We start from the raw sequence: 26,997 nt of genomic DNA on the forward strand, positions 1-26,997 counted from the left end.
CGGCGCTGCTTCTTTCACCTCATCGACGCATCAGGCCGATTTCGACTTCCCAGCGCCCTTGCCGTTCTTCTTCGACGGCGGCGGAGGCGGATCGCCTTCCATATCGTCAGCCGCGATTTCCGGCGCGACCTCCTGCACATCGGGCTTCGTGCCCTTGCCCTTCTTCGCGGGTTTCGCTTCGGGAATATCGGCAGGCACGGCGATCTTGTTGATCGTCACTTCATCGTTCGCCTTGTCGTAACCGATCTCGACCGTATCGCCGGTTTGCAGCGCGTCGCCGAGGATCTCCTTGGCAAGCCGCGTTTCCACTTCCTGGCGAATCTGCCGCTTCAATTCGCGCGCACCGAATTCGGGCTGGTAACCGGCCTCGACCAGATGCTCGACGAGCGCGTCGCTCATCTTGAGCGTAATGCCCTGCGCCGCCGCCGTGCGCGTCACGCGGTCGAGCTGGATCTGCACGATGTTGCGGATATTGTCCTTCGACAGCGCATGGAACACGATGATCTCGTCGATGCGATTGAGGAACTCGGGCCGGAAGTGACCCTTGAGCACCTTCATCAGTTCGCCGCGCACTTCCTTTTCGCTCTTGCGCTTGTCCTCGGGCTGCTCCAGGTTGTCCATGATGATGGACGCACCCAGGTTGCTCGTCGCAATGATGATCGTGTTGCTGAAATCGACCACGCGCCCCTTGCCGTCCGTGAGCCGCCCATCGTCGAACACCTGCAGCAGCACGTTATAGACGTCCGGGTGCGCCTTTTCGATCTCGTCGAGCAGGATCACGCTGTAAGGACGCCGCCGCACACGCTCGGTCAGCTGGCCTCCTTCGTCGTAGCCCACATATCCAGGCGGCGCGCCGATCAGCCGCGCGACGGTATGGCGCTCCATGTATTCGCTCATGTCGATGCGGATAATGGCCTGCTCGTCGCCGAACACGGTTTCCGCGAGCGCCTTCGCCAGTTCGGTCTTGCCCACGCCGGTCGGCCCGAGGAACAGGAAGGTGGCAATCGGTCGATGCTCCTGGCCAAGGCCCGCGCGCGAAAGCCGCACCGCGTCGCTGACCGCGACCACCGCGTCGCTCTGTCCGATCACGCGTTCGCGCAGCTTCTCTTCCATCTTCAGCAGCTTCTGGCGCTCTTCCTGCGTGAGGTCGGCAACCGGAATGCCGGTGAGCCGCGAAACGACTTCGGCAATCGACGCGACCGTCACCTCCAGCGTCTCCGAACCCGTCTTGCGCTGCCAGGCTTCCGTGAGTTCTTCCAGCTTCGCCTGCTTTTCCTTGATGCGCTCCTCGAAACCCTTGGCTTCGTCGAAGCGCTTGCGCGAGGACGCATAATCCTGCTCGCGCTTGAGCTGCGCGATTTCCGCTTCGAGCTCCTGAATATCGGCCGGTCGCGACGTTGCGCCGATACGCACGCGCGCCGCCGCCTGGTCGATCAGGTCGATGGCCTTGTCGGGCAGGAAGCGTGACGTGATGTAGCGATCCGACAGCTCCGCTGCCGCCACGAACGCATCGTCGGCGAAGGTGACCTGATGGTGCGCTTCCAGCTTGTCGCGCAGGCCGCGCAGGATCACGATGGTCTGCTCGACGGTCGGCTCGGGCACCAGCACCGGCTGGAAGCGCCGCTCCAGCGCCGCGTCTTTCTCGATGTACTTCTGATATTCGTTGAGCGTGGTCGCGCCGATCAGGCTCAGTTCGCCGCGCGCCAGCGCAGGCTTGAGCACATTGGCGATATCGAGGCCGCCCTCGCCGCCGCCCTGCCCCGCGCCCACGATCGTGTGCAGCTCGTCGATAAAGAGAATCAGCTCGTCGTGCTTGGCCGTCACCTCGTCGATCAACTGCTTGGCGCGCTCTTCGAATTCGCCGCGATACTTCGCGCCCGCCACCATCGAATTGATATTCACTTCAACCAGGCGCTTGCCGCGCAGCACTTCCGGCACGTCGCCATTGACGATGCGCTGCGCGAGCCCTTCGACGATGGCCGTCTTGCCCACGCCCGGCTCACCAATCAAAACCGGATTGTTTTTCTTGCGGCGCGCCAGTACTTCAATCGTGCTTTCGATTTCCTGGGCGCGGCCCAGCACCGGATCGAGCTTGCCCTGGCGCGCCATCGCCGTGAGATCGCGGCCAAACTTGTCGAGCGTGGGCGTGCCCGTGGGCGCATCCACGCGCCCGTCTTCGGCGCCCTTGCCCACCACTTTCACGACCTTCTGGCGCAACGCCTCGGGCGTCACGCCGTACTTCTTGAGCAGCGTGCCCGCGATACTGTCCGGCACCGACGCAAGCCCAATCAGCAGATGCTCGGGGCCGACATACGAGTGGCCCAGATCGCGCGATGCCTGAAACGCGAACTGAAACGCCTTCTTCAGACGCGGCGAAATCGTCATCTTGTCGATCGGCGCGTCCGGCTCGGCCTTGCCCTTCTGCGCGTGCTGATCGATATACGCCGTGATGTCCTGCGGCGAGAGCTTGAGTTCCTTTAAGAGCGCAGCGCAAACATCGGTGTCGGCGAGCACATAAAGCAGGTGTTCCGTATCGAGTTCGGTGCGATTGAGCTCGTGTGCCTTTTCCGCGGCGCGTTGCAGGATTTCGAGCGTCTGCTCGCTGAACGCATCGGTCGCGTCGACCGATTCGCGCGGCACTTCAGCGGCAAAGCTCATTTCGTCGTCTTCGCCGTCGTCGTGCTCATGGTCGCCGCCGAAGAAGCGCGACAGGCCGCCGCCGCCCAACAGCGAATCGAACGGATTCATCATGCTCTGGTGGCGCATCAATTGCCGGTAGTCGTAATCGCAAATCGACATCGATTTGCGCTGGCCGTTTTGCACCACGGTCACGCGTGCGACAGCGGGCCGCGTATTGCAGATCTCGCAGAGAGTAGGCATGGTCGACTCGTCTCCAGTTCGGCGCCGTATCGCGGCATGCGAAACGGCACGACGCATCGCGGGGATGCATCGGAAATGTGACAGGCGGCAGCGCGTCGCACAGATGGAAGCCGATTGAGGCTCATCGGAACAGATCGATACGACTACGCAGATTGCGCGAAACGTGCGGCGCCGCGGCGGGCGGTAGCGACTACGGCGACATGACGCTTGAACATCGCATCACATGCAACGCAGCCACACGACGAATCGATTGTGGCAGGAATCCGAACGTCGCGTTTGCAGCGTGCAAAGGCCAAACAAAATGCCAGATGCCGCCCAAAAGAAAGCGGGCGGGATTGGCGCCCCGCCCGGAGTGCGCGACTGGAAGCGCGCGAGGAGAACAACCTGAAACACCTGCGATTGCGGATTTTCTACGTCATACGAATATCGCGAGGTTTGCTATCGTCGCGACACCCTCAACGCCGGTTCGATCCCGACACCACGTCGACCCACACGGCCAGCACGAGAATGCCGCCCTTCACGATCATCTGCCAATAGGCGTCCACGTCGAGCATCGACATGCCATTGTCGAGACTCGCCATCACAAGCGCGCCGATCAACGCGCCATAGACGGTGCCGGAACCGCCACGCATCGACGTGCCGCCGATGAAGCACGCGGCGATCGCATCAAGCTCGCCCATCGTGCCAGCCGAAGGCGAGCCCGCCGCGAGCCGCGCGGTATTGACCATGCCCGCGACCGCGCACATCAGCCCCATCAACGCGAAGATCGCAAGCTTCACGCGGTTCGTGTTGACGCCCGAAAGACGCGTCGCTTCGAGGTTCGATCCGACCGCATAAATGCGGCGGCCAAACACCGTTTGCGTCGCGATCCACGTAAAGATGCCGAGCAGCGCGAGCAGCAACAGCACAGGCACCGGGATGCCGCCGTAGCTGTCGAGCATCACCACGAACGCCAGCACGATCGCACCCGCGCCGACGATCTTCACGCCGTCCTGCCAGAGCGGCACGACGCTCAACTGATAACGCCGCCGGTTCGCGCGCTGGCGTACCGTGAGCAACGCGAGCAGCACGAACAGCGCGAAGGCCAGCACGTCGCCGACGATACGCGGCAGATAGCCTTGCCCGATAAACACAAAGGAATCCGAAACAGGTGCGATCGTCGAACCGCCCGTGATGCCTAGCAGCACGCCGCGAAACGCCAGCATGCCCCCCAGCCCGACGATGAACGATGGCACGCGCCGATACGTCGACCACCAGCCGTTGAAGAGGCCCACCAGCACGCCCAGCGCCAGCACCACCGGCACCGTCACGCCAATCGGCCAATGACGGTTCACGTCGAGGATCGCCGCCACGCCGCCCAGCAAGCCGAGCAGCGAGCCCACCGACAAATCGATTTCGCCGGCGATGATGACGAACACCATCCCGCACGCGAGCATGCCGGTAATCGACATCTGCCGCAGCAGGTTCGAGACATTGCGCGGCGTGACGAACGCACCGTGCGTCAGCACCGAAAAGAACACCCAGATGGCGGCCACGGCCAGCAACAGGGCGAGGATCTTGTAGCGCGCAAACAGTTGCTGAAAACGCATGCCGACGCCATTGCCGCCGGTCAACTGGTCTTCGCGCGCGCCTTGAGTCGTGACGTCCGGGGTCATGCTGCACTCGCTGAAAGAGTTTGGGCGCGCGCGTTCTGGATCGCAGCGCCAAGAATATGTTCCTGCGTGAGGCCGTCGTTGACGAAGTCGCCACGCACCTCGCCCTCTCCGATCACGAGCACGCGGTCGCTGATGCCGAGCACTTCCGGCAACTCGGACGACACCATCACGATGGCCACGCCGCGTTTTGCGAGCTGGAACACGAGCTTGTAGATTTCGTATTTCGCGCCGACGTCGACGCCGCGCGTGGGTTCGTCGAGGATCAGCACCTTCGGTTCGGTCAGCAGCATCTTGGTGAGCACGGCCTTCTGCTGGTTGCCGCCCGACAGGCTCGCGATGGACAGCATGGGATTGGCCGCGCGCACGGAAAGACGCTGCATTTCCGTGCGAATCGTGTCGAGTTCCGCGGCGGCGTCGATACGCCCATGCTTCGCGAAGCGCTCCAGCACGGACAACGTGATGTTGTGCCCCACGCCCAGTTGCGGCACGATGCCGTGGCGCTTGCGGTCTTCGGGCACCATCGCGATACCGGCGCGAATCGCGTCGAGCGGCGCGCGTATCCTGAGCGGCTTGCCGTCGAGCAGCACCGTCGCCGTGCAATTGCCTTCATACGCGCCGAAGATCGCCTGCATCGTTTCCGTGCGCCCCGCGCCCACGAGTCCCGCCACGCCCAGAATCTCGCCACGTCGCACCGAGAACGACACATCGTTCACGCGCTTGCGGCGCGGATTCGTCACGTCGTAACACGTCACGTTGCGCGCCTCGAACAGCACCTCGCCGATCTCGTGCGGCTCACGCGGAAAGAGGTTCTTGATCTCACGCCCCACCATCATCGCGATGATGCGGTCGGTGGTGAGCGACGCCATCGGCTCGGTGGCGACATGTCGGCCGTCGCGGATCACGCTGACCGTATCGCACACGGCCTCCACCTCGTCGAGCTTGTGCGAGATGTAGACGCAGGCCACGCCGCGCCGCTTCAGGTCGCGCACGATATCGAGCAGGATTTTCGTTTCCGCCGCCGTCAGCGACGACGACGGTTCGTCGAGAATCAGCAGCTTCGCGCGCTTGTTGAGCGCCTTGGCAATCTCGATCAACTGCTGATGGCCGCCGCCGTAGTTCATCACCGGCTGCGCGACGTTGATCGCATCGATGTTGAGTTCGCGCAGCAGTTCGTCGGCGCGCTGATACATCGCCGCGTAATTCATGCGCCCGCCCGGCAGCGTGATTTCGTTGCCGAGAAAGATGTTCTCCGCCACCGACAGCTCGGGCACCAGCATCAGCTCCTGATGGATGATGACGATGCCCGCGCGCTCCGTGTCGCGCACGCTGTGCGCTTCGAGCGGCGCGCCTTCCCAGCGGATCTCGCCGCTCCACGTCCCGTGCGGATAGACGCCCGAGAGCACCTTCATCAGCGTGGACTTGCCCGCGCCGTTCTCGCCGCACAGGCCCACGCATTCACCGGGCCGCACCGTGAGGTCGATGCCGTCGAGCGCCTTCACGCCCGCGAAGGATTTGACGATGCCGCGCATCGTCAGCAAGGGTTCGGTCATACGCTTGTTTGCCCGCGTTGTGAGCCCGCGCACGACTGCATCGTCGCGCGCGGGACGCCTGGTTGCCCGGCTCGCCCGAATTACTGGCTGGCGAGTTGTGCCTGCGTATAGAAACCGTCCTTCACGACGATATCGGCGTTGCTTTTGGTCAGGAGCGTCGGTTGCAGCAGCACCGTGTCGACCTTCTTCTTGCCGTTGTCGTATTGCGCGTTGAATGCGGGCTTCTGGCCCTTCGCCAGATCGACGGCAAGCTTCGCCGCTTCGCCTGCGATGAGCTTGAGCGGCTTGTAAACCGTCATGGTCTGCGTGCCCGCGATCACGCGCTTGACCGCCGCGAGATCGGCGTCCTGGCCCGAAACCGGCACCTTGCCCGCCAGATGCTGTGCGGCCAGCGCCTGGATCGCGCCGCCTGCCGTGCCGTCGTTCGACGCGACCACGGCGTCGATCTTGTTGTTGTTCGCCGTGAGCGCATCTTCCATGATGCGCAGCGCCGTCGACGCGCTCCACTCCGGCACCCACTGCTGGCCGACCACCTTGACGTCGCCGCGATCGATGGCGGGCTTGAGCACCTTCAGTTGCCCTTCGCGCAGCATCTTGGCGTTGTTGTCCGTGGGCGCGCCGCCCAGCAGGAAGTAGTTGCCCTTGGGCTGCGCGTTGAACACGCCTTGGGCCTGCAGTTCGCCGACCTTTTCGTTGTCGAAGGAGATGTAGGCATCGACATCGGCATCGAGAATCAGGCGGTCGTATGAGACCACCTTGATACCCGCCTTCTTCGCTTCGGCCACGACGTTGCCGAGCGTCTTCGAATTGAACGGCACAATCACGATCACATCGACGCCGCGCGAAATGAGGTTTTCGATCTGCGAAATCTGGCGCTCCTCACTGGCGTCGGCGGATTGCACCGAGACCTTCGCGCCCATTTTCTCGGCGGCAGCGACAAAATAATCGCGGTCGCGCGACCAGCGCTCGACGCGCAGATCGTCGATACAGAAGCCGATCTCCGGATGATCCTTGCTCGCGTGGGCGAGCGGCGCGGCCAGCGACAGGCTGGCAAGCACGGCGCCACAGACGAGCGAACCCAGAACCGAACGACGTTTGGCGAACTTCATGTCTCCACTCCTCGTGTTATCGCGCGCTGGCCGTGCGATGCGCGGCGGCGGCGCGTCGTTGCGTTATTGAATGGCGTTGCGAGTTTTCGTGCGAGTTCAGTGCAAACTGCGATGAAACGGCGCGCACGTTCCCACGCGCGCCAGCGCAATCGTGGCGGCGCGAGGATCGGACGCGGTACGGCAAGGGACTACGTTATTGCGGTCTTGCGATAAAGCGGGTTTAAATAATCCGAGCGCCTAATTCAAGCGCCGCCAGCAAACACCGGTTCGAGCGCGCGATAAAGCGCACCGAATGTCGGGCGGCGCGCCTCGCGATACCACGCGTGGCGCGCGGCATCGGGTTCGCGCACGGCCAGCACGGGTGGTTGCGGACACACCGATTCGAGCGAAGCATCCGGTTCGGCTGCAAGATGCGCGAGACGCGCCGCGCCCAGCGCCGGGCCGACTTCGCCGCCCGCGCGCAGCGTGAGCGCACGCCCGCTGATATCGGCGAGCATCTGCGTCCAGTAGGCGCTGCGCGAGCCGCCGCCGATCACCGTGATCGTCTGCGGCACGAGGCCCGCTGCATGCAGCGCATCCATGCCGTCGAGCAGCGCGAAACCCACGCCTTCGAGCGTCGCATTGGCGAGATCGGCACGCGACGTCTGGGGCGTCATGCCGTAGAACACGCCTTTGGCGTTGACGTTGTTGTGCGGCGTGCGCTCACCGCTCAGGTAAGACAGGAACCAGGGACGGCGCGCGTCGAGATCGGCATCCGTATGGGCTTCGGCATCGGCGAGCAGCGCGGCTACGCTTTCGTGGCCCGTCAACTGCGCGGTGAAGTCGAGGCAACTGGCTGCGTTGAGCATCACCGACATCAGGTGCCACGTGTGCGGCAAGGCGTGACAGAAGCTATGCACCGCAGAATCGGGATTGGCGAGAAAGCCGTCCGAGACCGCGAAATAGACGCCCGACGTGCCGAGCGACAGCATCGCGTCGCCCGGACGCACGATGCCTACGCCCACCGCGCCCGCAGCGTTGTCGCCACCGCCCGCCACCACGGGAATCTCGCGCAGGCCGAATTCGCGTGCGATATCGGCGCTCAGCTTGCCGGTGATCTGATTGCCCTCGAAAACCTCGGGCATTTGCGCACGCGTGAGCCCGCAGGCGTCCAGCAGCGCGTCACTGTAATCGCGTTTGGCCACGTCGAGCCAGAGCGTGCCCGCCGCGTCCGAAGGATCGGTGGCGAACACGCCCGTCAGCAGCCAGCGCAGATAGTCTTTCGGCAGGAGCACATGCGCGATGCGCGCGAAAATCTCCGGCTCGTGTTTCTTCACCCACAGCAGCTTGGGTGCGGTGAAACCCGGCATGGCGAGATTGCCCGCCAAGGCGTGCAGCTCGGGCGCTGCTCGCTCCAGCTCAATACATTCGGTATCCGAACGACCGTCGTTCCAGAGAATCGCTGGGCGCAGCACCTCGCCTTTCGCGTCGAGCAAAGTCGCGCCGTGCATCTGCCCGGTCAGGCCGAGCGCTTCAATGCCGTTCGTGTCGATGCCGTTACGGCGCACCGTATCGAGCAGATCGTGCAGCGCGCGCTGCGTGGCGCGCCACCAGTCCTGCGGCGCCTGTTCTGACCAGCGCGGCTGCGGGCGGCTCGCCGTGAGCGGCGCGCTCGCGCTGCCGAGCACGTCGCCCGCGCGGTCGAGCAGCACCGCCTTTACACCCGACGTGCCGAGGTCGATACCGATAAACATGTCTCCATCCTTTTTTCTTTGCTGCCCTGCTGCTTGCAGGACATGCAGGCCGGCGCTGCAAACAGCACCGGCTGCCATCACGGCCGCGTTTAGCGCTGGCCGTAAATCGCCTGGTTGACGACGTTTTCCAGGCGCTCCTGCTGTCCGCTCGCGTGCTGCGGATTCATGCCGTGCGCGGCGGCGTCGGCGGCCAGCGACGACAGCGAATAGCCACCCGAAAGAATCTTGCGGCCGAACTCCGTATCCCAGCCCGCGTAGCGCTGACGCTTGAACTGTTCGAGCCGGTCGTTCTCGACCAGCACCGCTGCGCGCTCCAGCGCAATCGCCAGTACGTCGATCGCGCCCACGTGGCCGTAGAACATGTCTTCCGGCGCGCTGCTCTGGCGGCGCACCTTGGCGTCGAAATTCATCCCGCCGGTCGTGAAGCCGCCATGGCGCAGGATCTCGTAGAAAGCGAGCGTGAGTTCCTCGACGCTATTGGGAAATTGATCCGTGTCCCAGCCGTTTTGCGGATCGCCGCGGTTCGCATCGACGCTGCCGAACACGTTGAGCGCATACGCCATGGCGATTTCATGATGGAACGAATGACCCGCGAGGGTCGCGTGATTGGCTTCGATGTTCACGCGGATTTCGTTCTGCAGTCCGTACTGCGTGAGGAATCCATGGACGGTCGCGACGTCGTAGTCGTACTGGTGCTTGGTCGGCTCCTGCGGCTTCGGCTCGATCAGCAGCGCGCCCTTGAAGCCGATGCGCTCCTTGTGTTCCACCACCATCGCCAGGAAGCGCGCAAACTGTTCGCGCTCGTGCACGAGGTCGGTGTTGAGCAGCGTGTCGTAGCCTTCGCGGCCGCCCCACAGCACGTAGTTCTCGCCGCCGAGCTTGTGCGTCGCGTCGAGCGCGTTGCACACCTGCGTCGCCGCATACGCGAACACTTCGGGGTTCGGGCTGGTGGCCGCGCCGCCCGCATAGCGCGGGTGCGAGAACAGGTTCGCCGTGCCCCACAGCAGCTTCATGCCGCTCGCCTGCTGCTTCTCGCCCAGGTAGCCCACCATGCGCGCGAAGTTTTCCTTGTAGTCCTTCAGATCCTTGCCTTCGGGCGCGACGTCGGTGTCGTGGAAGGTGTAGTACGGCACGCCGAGCTTCGTGAAAAACTCGAAGGCCGCATCGGCTTTTTGATGGGCGCGCTCCATGGCGTCGCCCGGCTGCTGCCACGGCCGGTTGAAGGTGCCCTGCCCGAAGATATCGACGCCCGGCCACACAAACGAATGCCAGTAGCACACGGCGATGCGCAGATGCTCTTCGAGCGTCTTGCCGAGCACTTTCTTCGTGCGGTCATAGTGGTGGTACGCAAGCGGATTGTCCGATTGCGGGCCTTCGTAGCGAATCGCGGGAATGGCTTCGAAATACGACATGGCGTCTCCATTTAATGTTGCGGCGCATCAGCGCAGCGCCCGGCAAGGTGACGCCATACTGCCCGCCTCGCCGGGCGAGCGGCAATTGCGAAATTGCGCGAGGCGAATAATGTTTCCTGCCAGCGCGCTGCTTTGTTCGCGCGCACGCGGCGCACCCGGCCTAAAATAACCAGACGCTTAAAAAGGAGCCGCCGCGCATTTTCATCGCGCGCGCCGCATTCAAGACGGAGACACTCGCGGAACTGACCGCGAAACCCTTACGCGCGCCACGCCATGAACCGTGCCCCCGCTTCCCCGACGCCCCATCCCGCGCACGCCGCCCACGCCGCCCATCCGGCTCATCGGATTGCGCTGCTGTTCAACGCGAACAAGGTGTACGACCGCGAGATCATCGCGGGCATTGGCCACTATTTGCGCTCGACGCGCGTGGCCTGGGATCTGTTTCTCGAAGAGGATTTTCGCTGCCGGCTCGATGGCATCGAGCGCTTCGATGGCGATGGCATCATCGCCGACTTCGACGACCCCGCCGTCGCTGCCGCGTTGCAGGATTCGCCGCTGCCTGTTGTGGCCGTCGGCTCGTCGTTCGAGGATGCGCAGCAGTACCCCGCCGGACTGCCCTATATCGCCACCGATAACCGCAAGCTCGTTTCGCTCGCGTGGACGCACCTGATCGGCGCGGGCCTGCCGCATCTGGCGATGTACAGCCTGCCTGTCGCGCAGGAAAACCGCTGGGCGCAGGAGCGCGAACTGGCCTTCGAAGCACTCGCGCGCGAGGAAGGCATGCAGGCGCCGGTGTTCAGGGGACTCGCCACCAGCGCACCGTCATGGAACCAGGCAAGCGAGCAGTTGCGCGAATGGCTGCATGCGTTGCCCAAGCCCGTGGGCGTGATCGCCGTGACCGATGCGCGTGCGCGCCATCTGCTGCAAGCGTGCCTCGTGCATGGCATCGCCGTGCCCGAGCAGGTCGCGATCATCGGCATCGATAACGACCCGCTCACCCGCACGCTCACGCGCATTCCGATTTCGTCCGTGATCCAGGGCACCGAGGAAATGGGCAAGACGGCCGCGCACTTGCTGCACCAGATGCTGCGCGGCGCGCGTTTTCCTGGCCGCAGGATCCTGGTGCCGCCGGTCGGCATCAACGTGCTCGCATCGACGAAGCACGAATCCCTGTCGAGCCCGCACGTCATGCGCGCGCGGCATTTCATCCGCCAGTATGCGTGCCAGGGCATCAAGACCGAACAGGTCGCCGATTACGTGGGCGTGTCGCGCTCGTCGCTCGAAGAATATTTTCGGCGCGAGTTGCAGTGCACCGTCCATCAGGAGATCCTGCGGCACAAGCTCGATGCGGCGAAGGCAATGCTCGCGAGCCGCGACGCGTCGAGCGCCGAAGTCGCGATCCGCTGCGGCTTCACCTCGCTGCAATACATGTACGCGGTGTTCCGGCGCGAACTGGGCTGCACGCCGCGCGAGTATCAGGACAGCGTGGCGGCGCCCTCGCCCTCGCCCTCGCCTTCGCGTGCCTCATCGTCGTGACATCGAACTGAATCTGACCGGCTAGCGGCCTTCCGACTTCCACCATTCAAGCCACATGAACAACCCACTGCACATGAGCCCGATCAGCGTCGAATCCTGGGGCGCGCTGCCTGGCGGCGATACCTGCCGGCTCTACACGCTGCGCAACGCGCAGGACATGAAACTGGCGATCAGCGACCTCGGCGCGACGCTGGTTTCGTGGCATGCACCCGATCGCGCGGGACGGCTCGCCGATATTCTGCTTGGCCACGACACGCCCACCGCGTACCTGAACGCGAGCACTTACATGGGCGGGCTGATCGGGCGCTGGGCCAACCGCATCGCGGGCGCACGCTTCACGCTTGACGGCATCGAGCACGCGCTCGATCGCAACGAGAACGGCAACCTGCTGCACGGCGGCGCGAACGGCTTTCACCGCGCGCTCTGGCAGGTCGAGGAAGATCGCGGCGCGCTGGTGATGCGCCTTGATTCGCCCGAGGGCGACGGCGGATTTCCGGGCAATGTGAGCGTCCAGGTGCGCTACTCGCTCGACGACGATGGGACGCTGACGATCGACTACGAAGGCGTCACGGACGCGCCCACGGCGCTCAACCTCACGAGCCACGGCTATTTCAACCTGAGCGGCGAAGCGGGTGCGGACATTCGCGGCCACATTCTGACGATCGATGCGGACGCGTTTTTCGAAGTCGATGAACGGATGATCCCGACTGGCATGGCGGACGTGTCGGGCAGCGCCTTCGACTTCCGGCACGGCGCGCCGCTGGGCGCGCGGCTGGACTGGCCACACGCGCAACTCGCGCGCGCCCGCGGCGTCGATCATTGCTACGTGCTGCGCGGCGGCGAGCTGGCCGGACAGCCGCACACGTTGCGCCAGGTGGCGAGCGTGTACGAGCCGGGCAGCGGGCGCGAGCTGACGGTCGCGACCGACCAGCGCGGGCTGCAATGCTATACGGGGAATTATCTGGAGGGCCAGCCGGGACGCCACGGCGCGCCGTGCGTGAAGCACGCCGGCTTGTGCCTCGAAGCGGGTGGCTTCCCGAACCAGATCAATATGGCGTCGCCCGACTGCGACGACGCCGTGTTGCGCCCAGGCGGCACCTACCGCCAGGTGACCCAGTACAAGCTGGGCGTGCGCGCCTGAAGCCGGCCTAAGAGCGCTTAAGAGACCTTGTCGTACTGGTAGACGCCGCGGCCCGTCTTGCGGCCCAGCTGGCCCGCCGACACCATCTCGCGCAGCAGCGGGCAGGCGCGATACTTCGAGTCGCCGAAGTCCTTCAGGAACACGTCCATCACCGAAAGACACACGTCGAGTCCGATCAGGTCGGCAAGCGCCAGCGGCCCGATCGGATGGTTCGCGCCCAGCTTCATGCCTGCGTCGATTTCCTCGGCGCTCGCCACGCCTTCGGCCAGCACGAAGAAGGCTTCGTTGATCATCGGCACGAGGATGCGGTTGACGACGAAGCCCGGCGCATTCTTCACGCCGATCGGCGTCTTGTCCAGGCGCTGCGCGAGCTCGCGCACGGCGTCCGCGACATCGGCGCGGGTTTGCAGGCCGCGAATCACCTCCACGAGCGGCATCATCGGCACCGGGTTGAAGAAGTGCATGCCGATGAAGCGCGAGGGCTCGGCCAGCGTGGTGGCCAGCGCCGTGATCGAGATGGACGAGGTGTTCGACGCAATGATCGCGTCCGCGCGTGCGGCCGCCTCGATCTGCTTGAGGATGCGCGTCTTGAGTTCGGCGTTCTCGGTGGCCGCCTCGATCACGAGATCGGCGCTGGACAGGCGCGCGTAGTCCGTCGAGGTTTCGATGCGCTTGAGCGCCGCATCGCGCACGGCGGCGTCGAGCTTGCCCTTCGAGACGAGACGCTCAAGGCTGTGCGCGAGCGTGGCCACGCCCCGCTCCAGCGCCGCGTCGGTCACGTCGATCATCACCGCCTTCAGGCCCGCGACGGCCACCGCCTGCGCGATGCCGTTGCCCATGGTGCCCGCTCCCACGATCCCCACTGTTTCGATTGCCATGCCTTGCTCCTCACTCCTTTATCTGCGACGCCGGTACATCGTCTATGGAAAACCGGTGATGCCGTGCACGTTGTGCAGTGCATCATAAGCAGAGAGTGTAACGGGTTGCGCGGCGCGAGGGTGGCCAGACGACAGGGGGTCATACCGGGGGGGGAGCGATGCGGGGGCCGATGCGCGGTACGGCGGACGGGAGCGCCCGCCGCAGCGGCCTAGAAGTTGTATTGCACGTAGATCTGGCTGAAGTTCAGGCCGGGGTTCGGCGTCTTGATGTCGGCGTTCGAGATGTGCTGGAAGCGAAATCCCGCCTGGTAATTCTGGTGCTCGCCAAACTGCGCGCCAATGCCCACCATGTCCGCGAACTGAAACGCGGTGGACATCGTGCGATCGGGGGTGAGCTCAACGTGCGTGAGCACGCGTATGCCCACGCCGGCCTCGATAAACGGCCGTATCCAGCCCGAATCCTTGATAAAGCGGAATACCGGCGTCACGCCGAACTCCCAGATATTCGGCTGCGACGCGGCGAGTTCGTCGAGTTTCCAGTAGGCGGCGTGAAACTCGCCCACCACCGTGAAATGGAAGCCGGCGATATGCCACCACTGCAAGCCCGGATCCCAGACCAGGCCAAGATCGAGCTTCTTCACGTCATGATCCGCAACGCCCGCGCCAAGCTGTACGCCGAACTGATCGGCGTGCGCCGCCGCTGCTCCAAAGGCAAGCGCCGCCGCGAACGCACAACGCGTCAGCCGGGCCTGCCACGCCCTTTTTCTTTCTGTCATGAACATCCCCGAAAAGGAACGACACTTCACGACGAGGCCGTTGCACGGCCTGCTCTCCCTTGCTACGGGTTTCTACTGCGCCACTGCGCGCGTAAGCGGACGCAGCAAAATCCGTTGCTGTTGAAAACGGCTTCGCAAGTACTTCGTTTGACTGACAGCCGTTTGCAAATAAGTAATGCAAAGTGCCGCCCAGTGTAGACGCGATTTAACAAGTCCGCTTGTTCGCTCGCACACGCCCGCATAGCAATGCTGAAGCTGACTTCTGGCTTTCAAGGGGGCGACGGGAACTGCAATGGGAATCACTCGCAGATAATCGCCGCCATTACTTCTGAATAATGGCGGCGATTATTGTTTTAAAACGGCGAGGATCAAAGAGCACAAATGTGCGATTGAATGGCGCGGGCAAACGCGGAGAATGATTGCCCGTCAAAGCGATATCGTTGCGCACACATCGATGTGCGCGCAACGACAAGTATGGAGTGAAAGACGGATTTACTGTTTGGCGCCTGCGCGATCGGTACGCGGGCCGAGACCTGGCAGACGCTTGATGAAACCGGTCGCGAGCGCCGTACCCACGAGAATCGTGAAGCATGCTTCGGCCATGCCGATCGACACGCGTTCGCCCAGGAAAATCGCCCCCCAGAGAATGCCAAAAATGGGGATCACGAACGTCACGGTGATCGTGCGCGCGGGCCCGATCGCCGCAATCAGGCGGAAGAACATCAGGTACGCGAGGCCGGTGCACACGATGCCCAGCGCGAGCGCCGCGCCCCACGCATGCAGCGACACCGCAGCATGAGGCCATGTGGCGACAGCGAACGGCGCAAGCACGATCGCCGCGGCAGTCATCGTCCCGGCGGCGACGGTGAGTGAATCGACGCCGGTCAGGTGGCGCTTGGTGAGGCTAGCCGCGACGCCATAGAGCGCTGACGCAACCAGCGCGGCGAGCGCGGCCAGCAAGGTCGCCGACGTGCTCGCGCCGTCACCGGCGCGCGTGGCGATCTGATCCCAGACCAGCGCCAGCACGCCGACAAAGCCGATCACGAGACCAACGATGCGCGGGCCGCTCAAACGATCCTTGAGCCAGACATAGGCCACCACGGCGCCGAACAGCGGCGTGGTCGCATTGATCACCGAAGTCACGCCCGCGGACAGCGTGAGTTCCGCCCACGCGAACAGGCAAAACGGCGCCGCCGAATTGAGGATGCCGACCACGAGCAGCGGCCAGGCGCGTGCGCGAAGGGTTGCCAGCGCTTCGCGCGGCGGACGGCGCGAAAACAGCACGAGCAGCAGGAACAGCGCGCCGATACCGACGCGCAACGCCATCAGCGGCGCCACGCCCAGATCGACCACGCCGACGCGGATAAACAGAAACGAGCTGCCCCAGAGGGAAGCGAGAAAAATGAGCTGAGCGAGTTGGATCGGATTCATGGGAGTGGCGCGGGGGCGCGCTCTGTTATGCCTGGTATCGCCGGGTGTTGCCGGCTATCGCCTGGTATTGCCGCGTTTTGCTTGTCGACGTGAAGCGTCCGGGCATGGCCGCATTTGCCGCGAAGGCGCAATGCGCGGAACCCGCATGTTGTCGCCATAACGGCGCCATGCGGAACGTGACAGAAACACCGGCGGAATTGCGCTAATCGTAAGCGGCGCGGCGTGTCTCTCATAGCGAATCATTCTCATCGATATGTGAGAAAAACTAACAGCCGATTCTTGCTCAGTTATTCTCGACTTACGCGACGCTAACCTTATGAATTCAAAGCGTTAACAGTCTGAGGAAAGGTCTGGCGCTATGTGCGGGAGCCCACATAACGGGGAAAACGGGCGGCGTAGATTGCGTGCAAAGGAGAACCGAGATGAAAAACTACCTTGCCGCCCTGCTCCTCCTGCCCGCCGCGATTGCCTTTGCCGATGGCAGCGAGTTTCCCGCCGACGCCACCACGCCCAGCGCCGCTGATATCCAGCAGCATCTGAACGGCAAGGCATTCGACATCAAGCTAAGCGATGGCAGCATGTGGCATGTTCAGTACGGCATGAGTGGCGACTACGATTTCAAATCGAGCAAAGGATTCGCCGACCACGGCGACTGGCAGGCCCAGGACGGCAAGGTGTGCAGCAAAGGCACGAAGATTCCCTACTCGTGCAACGACGTGCGCATGAAGGGCAATGACCTGTACCTCAAGCGCGACAGCGGCGAGGTGGTGGAGTTTGTCGAGGCGCGGTGAGGGGCACATGGAGCAGCGCCCGTGTGAAACGGCGCCGCTTTAAATGGCAGTGCAGCCGACGGCATACGCCTAATTTCAGACCTACCGGAAAAATCCGCCAACTCTTTGCCCACGCTCATATTCGCCATGACTGCCTTCTGGCAAATTTGCTGAAATTTCGCAAATTTGCTAATATCAGGACAGTATGTGGACGGTTACGTACTACAGCGAGCGGGTCAAGAAAGAGGTTTTTTCACTACCAGTCGGTATTCGCGCAGACTACTTCCGGCTATTAAACATTCTAGAAATGTTCGGTGCCGACCTCCGAATGCCGCATTCACGTGCGATGGGTGGTGGTCTTTTCGAGTTGCGCCCGCGTGGACGTGAAGGCATAGGCCGCGTGTTCTACTGCACCCAGCTAGGGCACCGCATCGTAGTCCTGCATTCATTCGTCAAGAAAACACAGGAAACGCCTGATGCTGAGTTGCGCATCGGACGCAAACGCCTCAAAGAGGTTTTGGACAATGGTTAGGTCAAAACGCCACGCCGAAATCGACGATCGATACGACCCAGTGCCTCACACGAAGGCCGACACAGATCGGATGATGCGGGATCCAGCATTTCGGGCGGCATATGACGCGCTGGAAGAAGAGTTTTCCGCCCTGGAAGCGCTCCTTACCGCTCGCAAAGAGGCGGGACTCACTCAGGCGCAGGTCGCTGAACGCATGGGGACGACAACCTCCGCTGTGTCTCGCCTGGAGTCGTGCCTTGCAAGCGAGAAACACTCGCCTTCACTTTCGACGTTACGTAAATACGCCGCCGCTTGCGGCAAGTCGCTGCGCATCTCGCTCGTGTAGGTTAACCACGAGGTGCGTGGATCGCAGGCTAAGGCACATTGCGTGCGGCCCGAGCGCTCATCACTTTTCCCGGCCACCAATGAAAAAAACCGCACGGTTTTGACACCGTGCGGGTTCTAACTTCTGGTCGGGGCGAGAGGATTTGAACCTCGATCGCCCCCAATAAAATCAATGACTTAAATAACTTTGATGTAACCAGCGTCACAGGTCAGTGTAACAGCCAAGCATCATGATGAACAGATCCGGCACGACAACAATCCACCGTCTGTATGCATAGCTAGGTCTCAAATGCACCTTGCCTTATGCCGCTTGCTCGCGAAAGTAGCTCAACTCAGGGGGCACTCAAGGCAGTTCAAAGAGAGCGTTGAACCAGTTAACAAAAGCGTCCGCACCGGGCGACCTAGGATCGATGACCTTTGCTGCAACAGCGTGCCCCATGCGCATCCCCGGTTCATCCTGCCATGCCAACCAAGTTCGAATTTTTGCTTTGGAAGAATGGTTTGCGCCTTGCGCTCCATCGCCATTTCGAAACGGTGCGGCGTGACTTCCTTTTGCCGAGGTAGACGAATCTTCTGCGTGCTGCAACAACGAACTTCCAGGAATCAGTGTAAGAGCAAAATCCTCGATCATTCCATTGCTTGCATTATTTGGCATAACCCAAAAATCAATCTTCGGGCACTCCAATCCATCGGCATCGCATAACCCTTTTATCTCAGCCACAACGTTCTCAAGACGTTGCTTGGCAGCAGCACAATCATTATCCGCATCCAAAACAAAACCAACGTGCGAGCGACCAGATTTAATCTTTGTATATGCAGATTTCGCTGTGATGGCGGACTTCCCTCCTGTTGAGCTTTCTCTTCCCGCCATCGCGATATCCACCAAAAATTGCTGCGGAGTCTCCCAACCTTCGATACGCGATCGCATAATAGCGCTAATAAGCGAAATATCGTCGTTACCCTCAACAATAAGGAGTCGTTTAGAGGGTTCCTTTTTAGACACCGCGAATCTCCTGATCTTCGTCTACCGCCGCCGCAATTTCCTCAAAATCATAGTGAACGGATTTTTTCCGTCGGGAATCAATCCGATGCGCCGCGATATCATCGCAGTTTATAGAGACACGACTCAGCCCTCTTATACAATCAAGACTGTGCGTGGTAGCAAAAACTTGCACATTAAAAAATCGTGCAAATTCAGATATAACGGTCCACATGGTTGTCGTCAGTGAATGATGTATAGCAGACCCTATTTCGTCAATATAAACCCTTCCGCCTTGCGTATTTGGGAACGCCAAAAGCAGAAACAAAATATGTCTGACACCATCACCAAACGAGCCAAGTGGCTGAGGCTCACTAACACCTTTAAGTTTAATGAAGAATGAGCTTAGGGTATTTGGGGTTTGCTGCAACGTCTGAAGCCCCTCAATATCCGGTATCATAATTCGAAGAAATTTTACAATTTTTGAAACTAGATCCTCGTTAAACGCAATCTTCGACCAACCATTATTTGCACTCCCGATATCATTTGCATCGGGGGTTATAAAAAGAACCCTTGACTGCGGACGTTGATTTGCGACCATCATACCGAGATGATTAAATGTATCAAACCTAACATCCGATCCTTCGAACAAGGGAATTTTAGGACTGGAGAAAGATCCACCTGTACCATCGGCACTATATGAATATTCTGCCTTAAGACCTACCTGGCCTTGAAGCATTACTCCAGCAGCACCAAGTTGTTGATATAAAAAATTCTCACTAGGCGAGGTCAGCAACTGCAATTGTGCATCGGAAGGCGTCGAAGGAGATACGAACCCGAGCTGAAGCTTATCGAAATCACCGTTCTTACTCCTCGTTTCTATCGAGAATTTTTCCTTACCCTCTGCAAGAGATTTCACATTAAACAGAGAATGCCTTACATCAACGTACTGATATAGTTGACTTTGCTGAAAAACATTTTTTAACCAACCACGACGCAATAATACTTGGAGAAGACTATTCCAATTTCCAGATTCGACGAAATGAAGCCCCTCCAACAATGTGGATTTTCCGGAGTTATTCATCCCGACGAATAGATTAATCCGATTTAAGCCGGAAACAGTGAAATCCGTAAAGCATCGGAAATCCTCAAAATGTATGGAATCGATCACACCATCACCTCGCTACTTAGATTCAATGTCATGTGTCTTCGCCCCGCACGAAGTTGCCAGCCTAGGTACCTGCTAGCATCAGTCTCGAATTTCGTCACCCCTACAACCTGTGCCTAAAAAAGGCTCTCGTCGATCACACAGCAGCCCTTGCGACAAATTTTACAGTACGGCGGAGTTGCCTTTGGGCAGCGCACCTACTGAACAGCATCAGGGCGACAACTCTCTTCACCAGCCGCATCTAGATGCGGATGTTTCATTGTAATTTTGACACCACCTCATGCTTCCGATAGCTCCTGCAATCTTACAAAACAACAGAAACGGAAATGCATTTCAGATGGGCAGCCTGTGCGCGAGTTGGTTCTCTTTGGGTATGCGGTAACGAAACCACGGAACGGCATGATTGGCGGTAACGTTAAAATACACTTTTCTACGTAAACGTTACCAGTTAAGATTCACGCACCTAAACGTTACTGAGTAGCTATGTCGATCCGCGCATACCTCCGAGCATCAACCGCAGACCAGGACGCAGACCGGGCGAGAGAATCGCTAACGGCGTTCGCAGCCGAGCACGGCGCACGCATCACAGCTTTCTATGTCGAGAACGCATCCGGCACGAAGCTGGATCGCCCCGCTCTAGATGAACTGCTGACGGAGGCGTACGCGGGTGACGTTCTGCTAGTCGAGGGTATCGACCGCCTTACGCGTCTAACGCAGGACGATTGGGAAGCGCTGAAAGCGCGCATTAAGTCTCAGAAGGTCCTGATAGTCGCGAAGTACGTACCGATGACTTGGAAATTGCTGGAAGCTACACAGGCACAAAGGAACGATTGGGCGCACGACGCCACGGAAACCGCCCTGCGCGATTTGATGGTGGAGTTAGCCGCAGCGAAGGCACGAGAGGACTATGAGGTCCGCCGCGAGCGCGCCTCGCAAGGTGTAGCGCGCCGTCGCCAGCGGGATGCCGCAGGGGAAACGGAAACAGCCGGTTACGCGGGCCGCAAGGCCGACACCAAGATGCACGCCCGGATTGTTGAGCTGCGCAAGGCCGGGTTCTCATACAGCAGGATCGTGGAAACCCTGAAAACCACCCGCCCCACCATTTCGCGTGCGCTGAAGGCCGCTGGGCTGGCTGCCTCCACGGCACAACCAAATACGGCCGGCGATAGCTGCACAACAATCCACCCTTGACTTTCACAAATCATATATGTAAGATCTTAATTAATTCTTCAGCGCCAACTGAAGATGAAAAACATATGACCAGCGCGCACTACGGCTCCCCGCATCCATCGGGGCGTCCTAGTGCTGCTGGCATTTCGCTTTCAACTGCTCTTTAACAATTCAGCGTATGGGATGCTGGCAATTGCTAGCGCCCGTCGGCCTCACTCAGGTCGTGACGCAGGAACGGCTCCCCAGCCTCGGGGCTATGAAGGATGTCGGCTCCACCTGCGAAAAGAAACCGAACTTCGCTTCGTTAAGCGGCCATCGAGGGCCGTTTTGCCAAGCGCGGTTGCCCTCTATCGTCCCGAGGGATACCACCGAAACAGGCTGCCCACCCGCCAATCGACGCGGGCACGCCAATGACCCAACTCGATCTTTATCCAACCATTTTATTTAGGAATCCTGCTTATGAAGAAACAAATCCCGGCATCGTACCCTGCCCCGCATGACGAGCTTATCGCTGCTATCGCTGACTGCGAGACCGTAGCCACAAAGCTCCGCACACTTGAAGCTGCGGTGAGGGAGTTGCCCGGAAAACTTGCTCGCGCTGAGACTGCTGTGCTCGAAGCCGAGCAAAAGCTCGCTAGCAAAGAGGTGGAGGCACTTTTGCCCAGCCCTGATGACATCGACTTGGAGATTGCCACTCTTGAAGATGACGTAGAGCGCGCCCGCGCCGCCGCCGCTCGTCTTCAGCGGCAATCGGAGGCGCTCGATTCAACCGGCGAGAAACTGAATGCCGAGATGCAGGCCGCGCAAGGTGCGCTGAACCTCGAACTAAATATCCTCGTGGATGAAGCGCGCGATGTTCTAGCAAACCGAATCGTGGAGAAGGCCGATGAACTCGGAGAACTATACGCAGCGTATGGCGCATTCGCTTATGCCGCTGGAGCCAATGCCGATTGGTTACACCTGGCGCACGTAAGCGACCCGCGACACGCGATGCAAATAATCGGCACAGGACGGACATCCGACGCTGCACAGAACATCTTGAGCCAGCCGAAGCACGACGACTCTGCCGAGGCGAAGTCCATCCGCCCGGCATTGCAGCCAATGGCGAAGGCCCGCGCACTCCTGAAAAAACACGAATACACCCCGAGGGCACAGCGGATCAAGCCGGGCAACAGTCTGCGTGGATCTTCGCATGGGCCAAACGGCGTGCCGGATGCGCCGACGAACCGCAGTGCGGGCGGAGTACGCTAATGCTTGTTCCGAATCTGTTTTCCACCGCAGTTCGCCCCGTGAGGGGCGTCCCCGCCGACACTAAATACGGCATCGTTCACGACATCGCCGTTATTCCAATCGCTGGCACGCTCACTCAGCACGCCACAGACGACACGACCGGATACGACTGGATCAAGGCGAATTTTTTGCAGGCGTTGGCAGACTCGAAAGCCAATGCAATTGCCCTTGTTATCGACTCAGACGGCGGCGAGGTCGCGGGGTGTTTTGACCTCGTAGACCTTATTTACGCGTCGCGTGCAGTTAAACCGTTGCTCGCCATTTGCTCCGAAACCGCGTATTCAGCCGCGTACGCCATCGCCAGCGCATGCGAGCAAGTGACGGTGCCGCGTACAGGCGGTGTCGGCTCGGTGGGCGCCATTTCGAGCCATGTTGATATTTCGGGTTCGCTCGCACAGCAAGGTATCGTCGTAACGCTGATCCATAACGGCGACCATAAAGCAGATGGGGTCGAGACTTCCCCGCTAACGCTGACAGCCCGCGCTCGATTCCAACGCGACGTTGACGCGATGGGCGAATTGTTCGTAACGACCGTTGCCCGCAATCGAGGCTTGTCATTCAAAGCAGTTCGCGCAACCCAAGCTGATACGTTTTTGGGCCAGGCCGCAATAGATGTTGGTTTTGCCGACGCGGTCATGAGTCCAGACGCTGCCTTTATCGAACTGGCAACACAGCTTCGGGAGGCCGCATGAGTTACGCGTCGCTCGCGGCTGACGCCGAACGCATGGCAATCCCCCTGTGGCTCTTGCCGTATGAGCGCCGGGGAAAGAAAACAGCCGAGAAGCTCCGCGTCGAACTTATCCGGCGCTTACTTGGTCCAGCGCATGAAGGCTTTCGCGGCAAGTTGGCCGACATTGACGAACATCTAAGCCGCTTGGTCGATTGCAGTCAGGGCCGCCACGGACGCGCGCTCCAGATTGCGTTGACGGCGTATGAAACCTCCCAGCGCAATGCGGCTGAACTTGCCAAGCGGACGGTAATGCGCAGACCGAATCGGAAGGAAGTGTTGCTTCTTGAGGCTGATGTACGGCAATGGGCGATTGTTTCCCGTGCTGGATTCGCGGTCTATCGGGCTGCTCGCGCCGTGCGCGGTGAGGACGAACTCGGCATCTTGCCACTGTCCGAAGCTGCTGACTCCTCTCAACCTTGGCCTGTCCCGCGACCAGCCCCCGCGAACGCCGAATCGGAAACGCTTGTAGCGGCTAGTCACAAGGCGGTCGATGCCGCACGTATCGAGGTGGACACCGCGCCCCGCCGTCCGCTTGTGCTGATTCCGGGATACGAGCATTGCACGCCGAAACACACGGCTCCGCAAAGGTTCGTGGCCGAACTGGAACGGTTCATCACTCGTCTTGAGTCTGAGATCGGCGGGAAGGCAGAGACCGTGGCTTGATCGTTTACACAGGTCTTAGCGTGGGGCGGCTTGCCCTCAAACATGCCACCCCACACGAGGAATATACGGAGAACTCTCTAACAGATCAGATTCAAGCTCTGAACAGGGAAGTATCCGGAAACTTGGGAATTTCCCGCTTTCTATGGGGGGAAGCCCCCTTGGAGAATACTTGGAAGAAGAAAAACTAGCTGCTGAAGTTCACCGAGCGCTGTCCAGCGATCCCGAAATGTACATCGCCGCCACGCGCTCTAACATGGAACGGACAGCACTAGCGGCAAGCAGCAAGGCCGCTGAATACGGACACTCGATCTCAATAAAGACTGCGGTGTACCAGAACGACGGCTCATACGAGTGGCCGACCACCTTGGCCCGCATGGTCTGCGAGTCGCCTGGCTTGGCGCATAGCAAAAACGCCGAGATTGCACGGATACTTACGGGACGTTTAGAGATGGCAAAGCCGTTCCCGGTCGCAAAACTTAGCAAGCCACTGTCAGAGGCAGCTAAAAAGATGGTCCGCCCTATTCTGGCCGAACACGGCTACGAGACCTCGGACATCACCACCGGTACGGATATTGTTCGAATCGTTCGTAACAACGTGCGTTCGGGTGCCGCTGTACCGCAAACCATCACCACGAAGTTCTACGCTGACCGCATCGAGCTTGATGGTCGGAGCTTCCAATACCGACAGCGAGACCGTGTACCGACCGGCCACGCATGGCACGACTTGAGCCTCCGGCTGACTATTGGCGTTGCTGGCGTGGATGTGCCATTGGCTGCGGTATTGAAGCTGCGCAATATTGGTATTGGCGAGTTCATACAGGCCGACGAGACTGCAATCGCTAACGGAACTGCCGATGAGATCGCGCGCCGCCGGCAGATCAATCAGGTTGGTCGAGCCCACCCGACCGCATTGCGCCTCGTACAGGGCACGATTCCGTCCGACGGTGAAAATGTTGCTGCGCACGCTCGACGCACATGGGCCACTCTCGCCAATTGAGACCAGGAGAGCGGCCGATTGAATCCAACGACTACACCTTAGTCAGGTCGTACCCAGAAGCCTTCGCGCAATTCAGCATTGCGTTCAGATAAGTCGTGGTCGCGTTGGACGAAGCCTAGTCGTATCCCACATTGCCGTCAGGCACCCGTGGATGTGGGAATGTTTGAGAGCTCAACCACGGCAGAAATTTATTCAGATCGGCACCAGCTGGCGCGTACCACACGCGCAACTTGTTATCCCAGCGTGCACCTGCGGCCTTTGCCCGATCCTTCTCAGCGTACGGAACATTAAGGCGCGTTTGCACGAGAGCTGTCCGCGCCGAATAGCTGCGACTTGGGGGCCGACGATATTCGTGCACGACATCGTTAAGTTCGCCTTCGGTGACACCTGCTTCGAGCGCGGCACGTCTCGCTGCGTACATTTCGGCCTGCAATTCTGGCTGCTCATCCTTCGCGATGCACGAAACGCTGACGGCCCTGACCATCAACGCCCGGAATCGAGCTATTGCATCTCGCCGTCCTTTCGCTTCGCCCTCGTAATCTGTCTCCATAGGTCTGCGCGCTCCTCTTTGGCAGAGATCGAGTTAGTTTTTGCACGAACCAATTCTACATATTTCACGATATTTATTCAATTTGTTAACTTTTAGTGCCAAATATCACAATATTATTGAAATTATCTTGTGCCTTGGGTGCCATGTGATGACTCTAACCATCTTGAGACCATCGAAGGTGGCACAGGGTGACTGGTTAGCACTTCGCTGGCTGGACATACCGACGCTCAACCGACGTGAAAATCGTTGGCAAGGTTCGCTGGATAGCCAACATACGCAAACAAAAGACATTTTCGACTGCCAGCCTCAAAGTTGACGCGCGCAACCGCAACAACCGAGCAGCGTGCTATCGTCAGCGCCATGAGAAAGCCACGTACACGCATGCACGCCCCTTCGCACCCAGGCGAAATCCTGCGCGAAGACATTGTTCCCGGCCTAAAGCTCACTCCAGAGAAGGCCGCCGCGCAGCTCGGTGTGCAGCTGGACGACTTTGTGCGCGTATTGAGCGCCGAGGCCCCCGTTACTGCTGAACTGGCTTTACGGATTGAGGCGTGGCTAGGTGTCGATCACGGCGGCGACGCTGAGTTCTGGCTACGGATGCAGGCGAGCCACGATCTATGGCATGCACACCAGCGCGGTGTGGCCGCTGAAGTTATGCCCGCGCCGGGATGTCATCCCTCCACGAAACCGGAAGCGCTGCGGAATCCGCAAAACAACATGAGCCCGATCCACCCCGGAGAAGTGCTGCGCGAGGACTTCATGATCCCGGCCGGCCTTGACGCTGCGACGCTCGCCGCCGAGCTAGGTATGCCCAGCGTGGTTCTTGATGCGATCCTTGCTGAGCGACGCGGCATCACATTTGAAATCGCCTGCCGCATCATTGAGCGGTTCGGTGGAGACGTGGCGTCTTGGCTGGCGCTTCAAGCTGAGTATACGAAGGCCAAGAAACGTCGGTGGCGTATTCCCAGCCCGGAAAGGGAGGCCGAGATCCAGCGCGGTATTGCAGAGGATCCCATCGACGCTGCGGAACTGTCGCCGGAACAAATGAAGCGGCTGCGTTCAGATCGCGACTGGCGGCTCGAAAAATACACCTATCGGATCGTTTGGTCTGAGGAGGATCAAGAGAACGTCGGCTTGTGCGATGAATTCCCTAGTCTGAGCTGGCTTGAACCAACGAAGGAAAACGCGTTGGCCGGAATTCGCCAATTGGTCGCGGATTGTCTGGACGAAAGAATCGAGGACGGGGAGCCATTGCCATCGCCGATTTCTCAAAAGAGCAAGGAATGAGTTAGGCGTATCCCGTGGGCGTGCGTGGAGGCCAATCTTACGGACACTGTAATGCTTAAGGGCCATGTGAAGGCAAATGGTAAGCACCCTCCCCGTTTCAAGGTACTCCTGGCACCCTCTTTAAGCGAGGGCACTGCGCGCGCCCGATCTTCGTCTAGCTACAAAATTTTCAGATTTGGGTAACAGGTAACAGATTAGGGTAACAACGCCCGCACGACAGGCGTTCCAGGCCAGAAACACAGGTAACGCGCCTGTTACCCGATTAACACCGAAATCAATAGCAGCACCTACTCCGCTCTTTTGCCTACAACGGGATTGCCCCGACAACTGTCGTGAGCATGGCCAGCAATGTAGCTACGGCGGTCCAGCGGGCCGCCCGCGCATTCAGCGCCGAACCCTTGTTGTACGCGTCCATGATCGCGACCGTCCAACTTAT

At 60.3% G+C, this 26,997-nt stretch carries 23 protein-coding genes; 11 read left to right on the top strand and 12 right to left on the bottom strand.

Translation table 11 applies throughout. The features are described 5' to 3' along the window. Positions 1 to 30: 30 nt before the first annotated feature. The 6 genes from BBA01S_RS02525 to xylA all read right to left on the bottom strand — a co-directional run bounded on the left by BBA01S_RS02525 (position 31) and on the right by xylA (position 10,339). Complete coding sequence (locus BBA01S_RS02525; protein ID WP_027815051.1) at positions 31 to 2,880, bottom strand: ATP-dependent Clp protease ATP-binding subunit; 2,850 nt, start codon at positions 2,878 to 2,880, stop codon at positions 31 to 33. 455 nt (positions 2,881 to 3,335) lie between these two features. Then, a complete protein-coding gene (locus BBA01S_RS02530) occupies positions 3,336 to 4,535 on the bottom strand; it encodes a sugar ABC transporter permease (protein WP_027815052.1) in 1,200 nt (399 codons plus the stop codon). Next, on the bottom strand, positions 4,532 to 6,085 hold the full coding sequence (gene xylG / locus BBA01S_RS02535) for a D-xylose ABC transporter ATP-binding protein (protein ID WP_027815053.1): 1,554 nt from the start codon (positions 6,083 to 6,085) through the stop codon (positions 4,532 to 4,534). Before xylG ends, BBA01S_RS02530 begins: the two co-directional genes overlap by 4 nt. Before the next feature lie 80 nt (positions 6,086 to 6,165). Then, positions 6,166 to 7,194, bottom strand: a complete 1,029-nt coding sequence (xylF, locus tag BBA01S_RS02540; RefSeq protein ID WP_027815054.1) for a D-xylose ABC transporter substrate-binding protein — start codon at positions 7,192 to 7,194, stop codon at positions 6,166 to 6,168. 242 nt (positions 7,195 to 7,436) lie between these two features. Further along, entirely contained in the window at positions 7,437 to 8,927 is a 1,491-nt protein-coding gene (xylB, locus tag BBA01S_RS02545) for a xylulokinase (protein ID WP_027815055.1), read from the bottom strand. 89 nt (positions 8,928 to 9,016) lie between these two features. Continuing rightward, the gene (gene xylA, locus BBA01S_RS02550) at positions 9,017 to 10,339 is read right to left on the bottom strand and encodes a xylose isomerase (RefSeq protein ID WP_027815056.1); all 1,323 of its coding nucleotides are present in this window, start codon (positions 10,337 to 10,339) and stop codon (positions 9,017 to 9,019) included. Positions 10,340 to 10,612: 273 nt separating this feature from the next. Here xylA and BBA01S_RS39790 point away from each other — a divergent pair, with 273 nt between their 5' ends. Together BBA01S_RS39790 and BBA01S_RS02560 are read left to right on the top strand one after the other, a co-directional pair. Continuing rightward, entirely contained in the window at positions 10,613 to 11,875 is a 1,263-nt protein-coding gene (locus BBA01S_RS39790) for a XylR family transcriptional regulator (RefSeq protein ID WP_042295673.1), read from the top strand. Positions 11,876 to 11,930: 55 nt separating this feature from the next. After that, positions 11,931 to 13,016, top strand: coding sequence for an aldose epimerase family protein (locus tag BBA01S_RS02560; RefSeq protein ID WP_042295676.1), 1,086 nt, complete (start codon positions 11,931 to 11,933; stop codon positions 13,014 to 13,016). A gap of 17 nt (positions 13,017 to 13,033) precedes the next feature. On the opposite strand, the gene BBA01S_RS02565 is transcribed toward BBA01S_RS02560, so the two are convergent. From BBA01S_RS02565 to BBA01S_RS02575, 3 genes are all read right to left on the bottom strand, one after another. Beyond that, positions 13,034 to 13,894, bottom strand: coding sequence for a 3-hydroxybutyryl-CoA dehydrogenase (locus BBA01S_RS02565; RefSeq protein WP_027815058.1), 861 nt, complete (start codon positions 13,892 to 13,894; stop codon positions 13,034 to 13,036). Positions 13,895 to 14,103: 209 nt separating this feature from the next. After that, positions 14,104 to 14,670, bottom strand: a complete 567-nt coding sequence (locus BBA01S_RS02570; RefSeq protein ID WP_027815059.1) for an acyloxyacyl hydrolase — start codon at positions 14,668 to 14,670, stop codon at positions 14,104 to 14,106. Between the two features lie 492 nt (positions 14,671 to 15,162). Continuing rightward, positions 15,163 to 16,101 (bottom strand): DMT family transporter, encoded by a 939-nt coding sequence (locus tag BBA01S_RS02575; protein WP_027815060.1) that lies wholly within the window; start codon positions 16,099 to 16,101, stop codon positions 15,163 to 15,165. A gap of 422 nt (positions 16,102 to 16,523) precedes the next feature. Here BBA01S_RS02575 and BBA01S_RS02580 point away from each other — a divergent pair, with 422 nt between their 5' ends. The 3 genes from BBA01S_RS02580 to BBA01S_RS02590 all read left to right on the top strand — a co-directional run bounded on the left by BBA01S_RS02580 (position 16,524) and on the right by BBA01S_RS02590 (position 17,728). Beyond that, on the top strand, positions 16,524 to 16,892 hold the full coding sequence (locus BBA01S_RS02580; RefSeq protein WP_027815061.1) for a hypothetical protein: 369 nt from the start codon (positions 16,524 to 16,526) through the stop codon (positions 16,890 to 16,892). Between the two features lie 184 nt (positions 16,893 to 17,076). Further along, a complete protein-coding gene (locus tag BBA01S_RS45685; protein ID WP_027815062.1) occupies positions 17,077 to 17,403 on the top strand; it encodes a type II toxin-antitoxin system RelE/ParE family toxin in 327 nt (108 codons plus the stop codon). A gap of 70 nt (positions 17,404 to 17,473) precedes the next feature. Continuing rightward, on the top strand, positions 17,474 to 17,728 hold the full coding sequence (locus tag BBA01S_RS02590; RefSeq protein ID WP_245641403.1) for a helix-turn-helix domain-containing protein: 255 nt from the start codon (positions 17,474 to 17,476) through the stop codon (positions 17,726 to 17,728). A 342-nt stretch (positions 17,729 to 18,070) separates the two neighbouring features. On the opposite strand, the gene BBA01S_RS46620 is transcribed toward BBA01S_RS02590, so the two are convergent. Continuing rightward, on the bottom strand, positions 18,071 to 18,730 hold the full coding sequence (locus BBA01S_RS46620) for a DUF3226 domain-containing protein (RefSeq protein ID WP_156965835.1): 660 nt from the start codon (positions 18,728 to 18,730) through the stop codon (positions 18,071 to 18,073). Then, complete coding sequence (locus tag BBA01S_RS45690) at positions 18,723 to 19,877, bottom strand: AAA family ATPase (protein ID WP_084161733.1); 1,155 nt, start codon at positions 19,875 to 19,877, stop codon at positions 18,723 to 18,725. Before BBA01S_RS45690 ends, BBA01S_RS46620 begins: the two co-directional genes overlap by 8 nt. Before the next feature lie 480 nt (positions 19,878 to 20,357). Between BBA01S_RS45690 and BBA01S_RS39795 the strand changes: the two genes are divergently transcribed. The 5 genes from BBA01S_RS39795 to BBA01S_RS02615 all read left to right on the top strand — a co-directional run bounded on the left by BBA01S_RS39795 (position 20,358) and on the right by BBA01S_RS02615 (position 24,724). Beyond that, the gene (locus BBA01S_RS39795; protein WP_042295679.1) at positions 20,358 to 21,065 is read left to right on the top strand and encodes a recombinase family protein; all 708 of its coding nucleotides are present in this window, start codon (positions 20,358 to 20,360) and stop codon (positions 21,063 to 21,065) included. A 438-nt stretch (positions 21,066 to 21,503) separates the two neighbouring features. Further along, on the top strand, positions 21,504 to 22,295 hold the full coding sequence (locus BBA01S_RS02600) for a hypothetical protein (protein WP_027815064.1): 792 nt from the start codon (positions 21,504 to 21,506) through the stop codon (positions 22,293 to 22,295). After that, a complete protein-coding gene (locus BBA01S_RS39800; protein WP_052391655.1) occupies positions 22,295 to 23,026 on the top strand; it encodes a S49 family peptidase in 732 nt (243 codons plus the stop codon). Before BBA01S_RS02600 ends, BBA01S_RS39800 begins: the two co-directional genes overlap by 1 nt. After that, positions 23,023 to 23,727, top strand: coding sequence for a hypothetical protein (locus tag BBA01S_RS02610; protein WP_027815065.1), 705 nt, complete (start codon positions 23,023 to 23,025; stop codon positions 23,725 to 23,727). Before BBA01S_RS39800 ends, BBA01S_RS02610 begins: the two co-directional genes overlap by 4 nt. Before the next feature lie 169 nt (positions 23,728 to 23,896). After that, positions 23,897 to 24,724 (top strand): hypothetical protein, encoded by an 828-nt coding sequence (locus BBA01S_RS02615; RefSeq protein ID WP_156965836.1) that lies wholly within the window; start codon positions 23,897 to 23,899, stop codon positions 24,722 to 24,724. A 115-nt stretch (positions 24,725 to 24,839) separates the two neighbouring features. Here BBA01S_RS02615 and BBA01S_RS46625 read toward each other — a convergent pair whose 3' ends face one another. Further along, a complete protein-coding gene (locus tag BBA01S_RS46625; RefSeq protein WP_156965837.1) occupies positions 24,840 to 25,274 on the bottom strand; it encodes a DUF5710 domain-containing protein in 435 nt (144 codons plus the stop codon). Between the two features lie 381 nt (positions 25,275 to 25,655). Here BBA01S_RS46625 and BBA01S_RS48540 point away from each other — a divergent pair, with 381 nt between their 5' ends. Beyond that, positions 25,656 to 26,561 carry a HigA family addiction module antitoxin gene (locus tag BBA01S_RS48540; RefSeq protein WP_063750516.1) on the top strand — a complete coding sequence of 302 codons (906 nt, stop codon included), beginning with the start codon at positions 25,656 to 25,658 and terminating at the stop codon, positions 26,559 to 26,561. The last annotated feature ends 436 nt before the right edge of the window (positions 26,562 to 26,997 follow it).

Source organism: Paraburkholderia bannensis NBRC 103871 (genome assembly GCF_000685015.1).
GTDB lineage: Bacteria > Pseudomonadota > Gammaproteobacteria > Burkholderiales > Burkholderiaceae > Paraburkholderia > Paraburkholderia bannensis.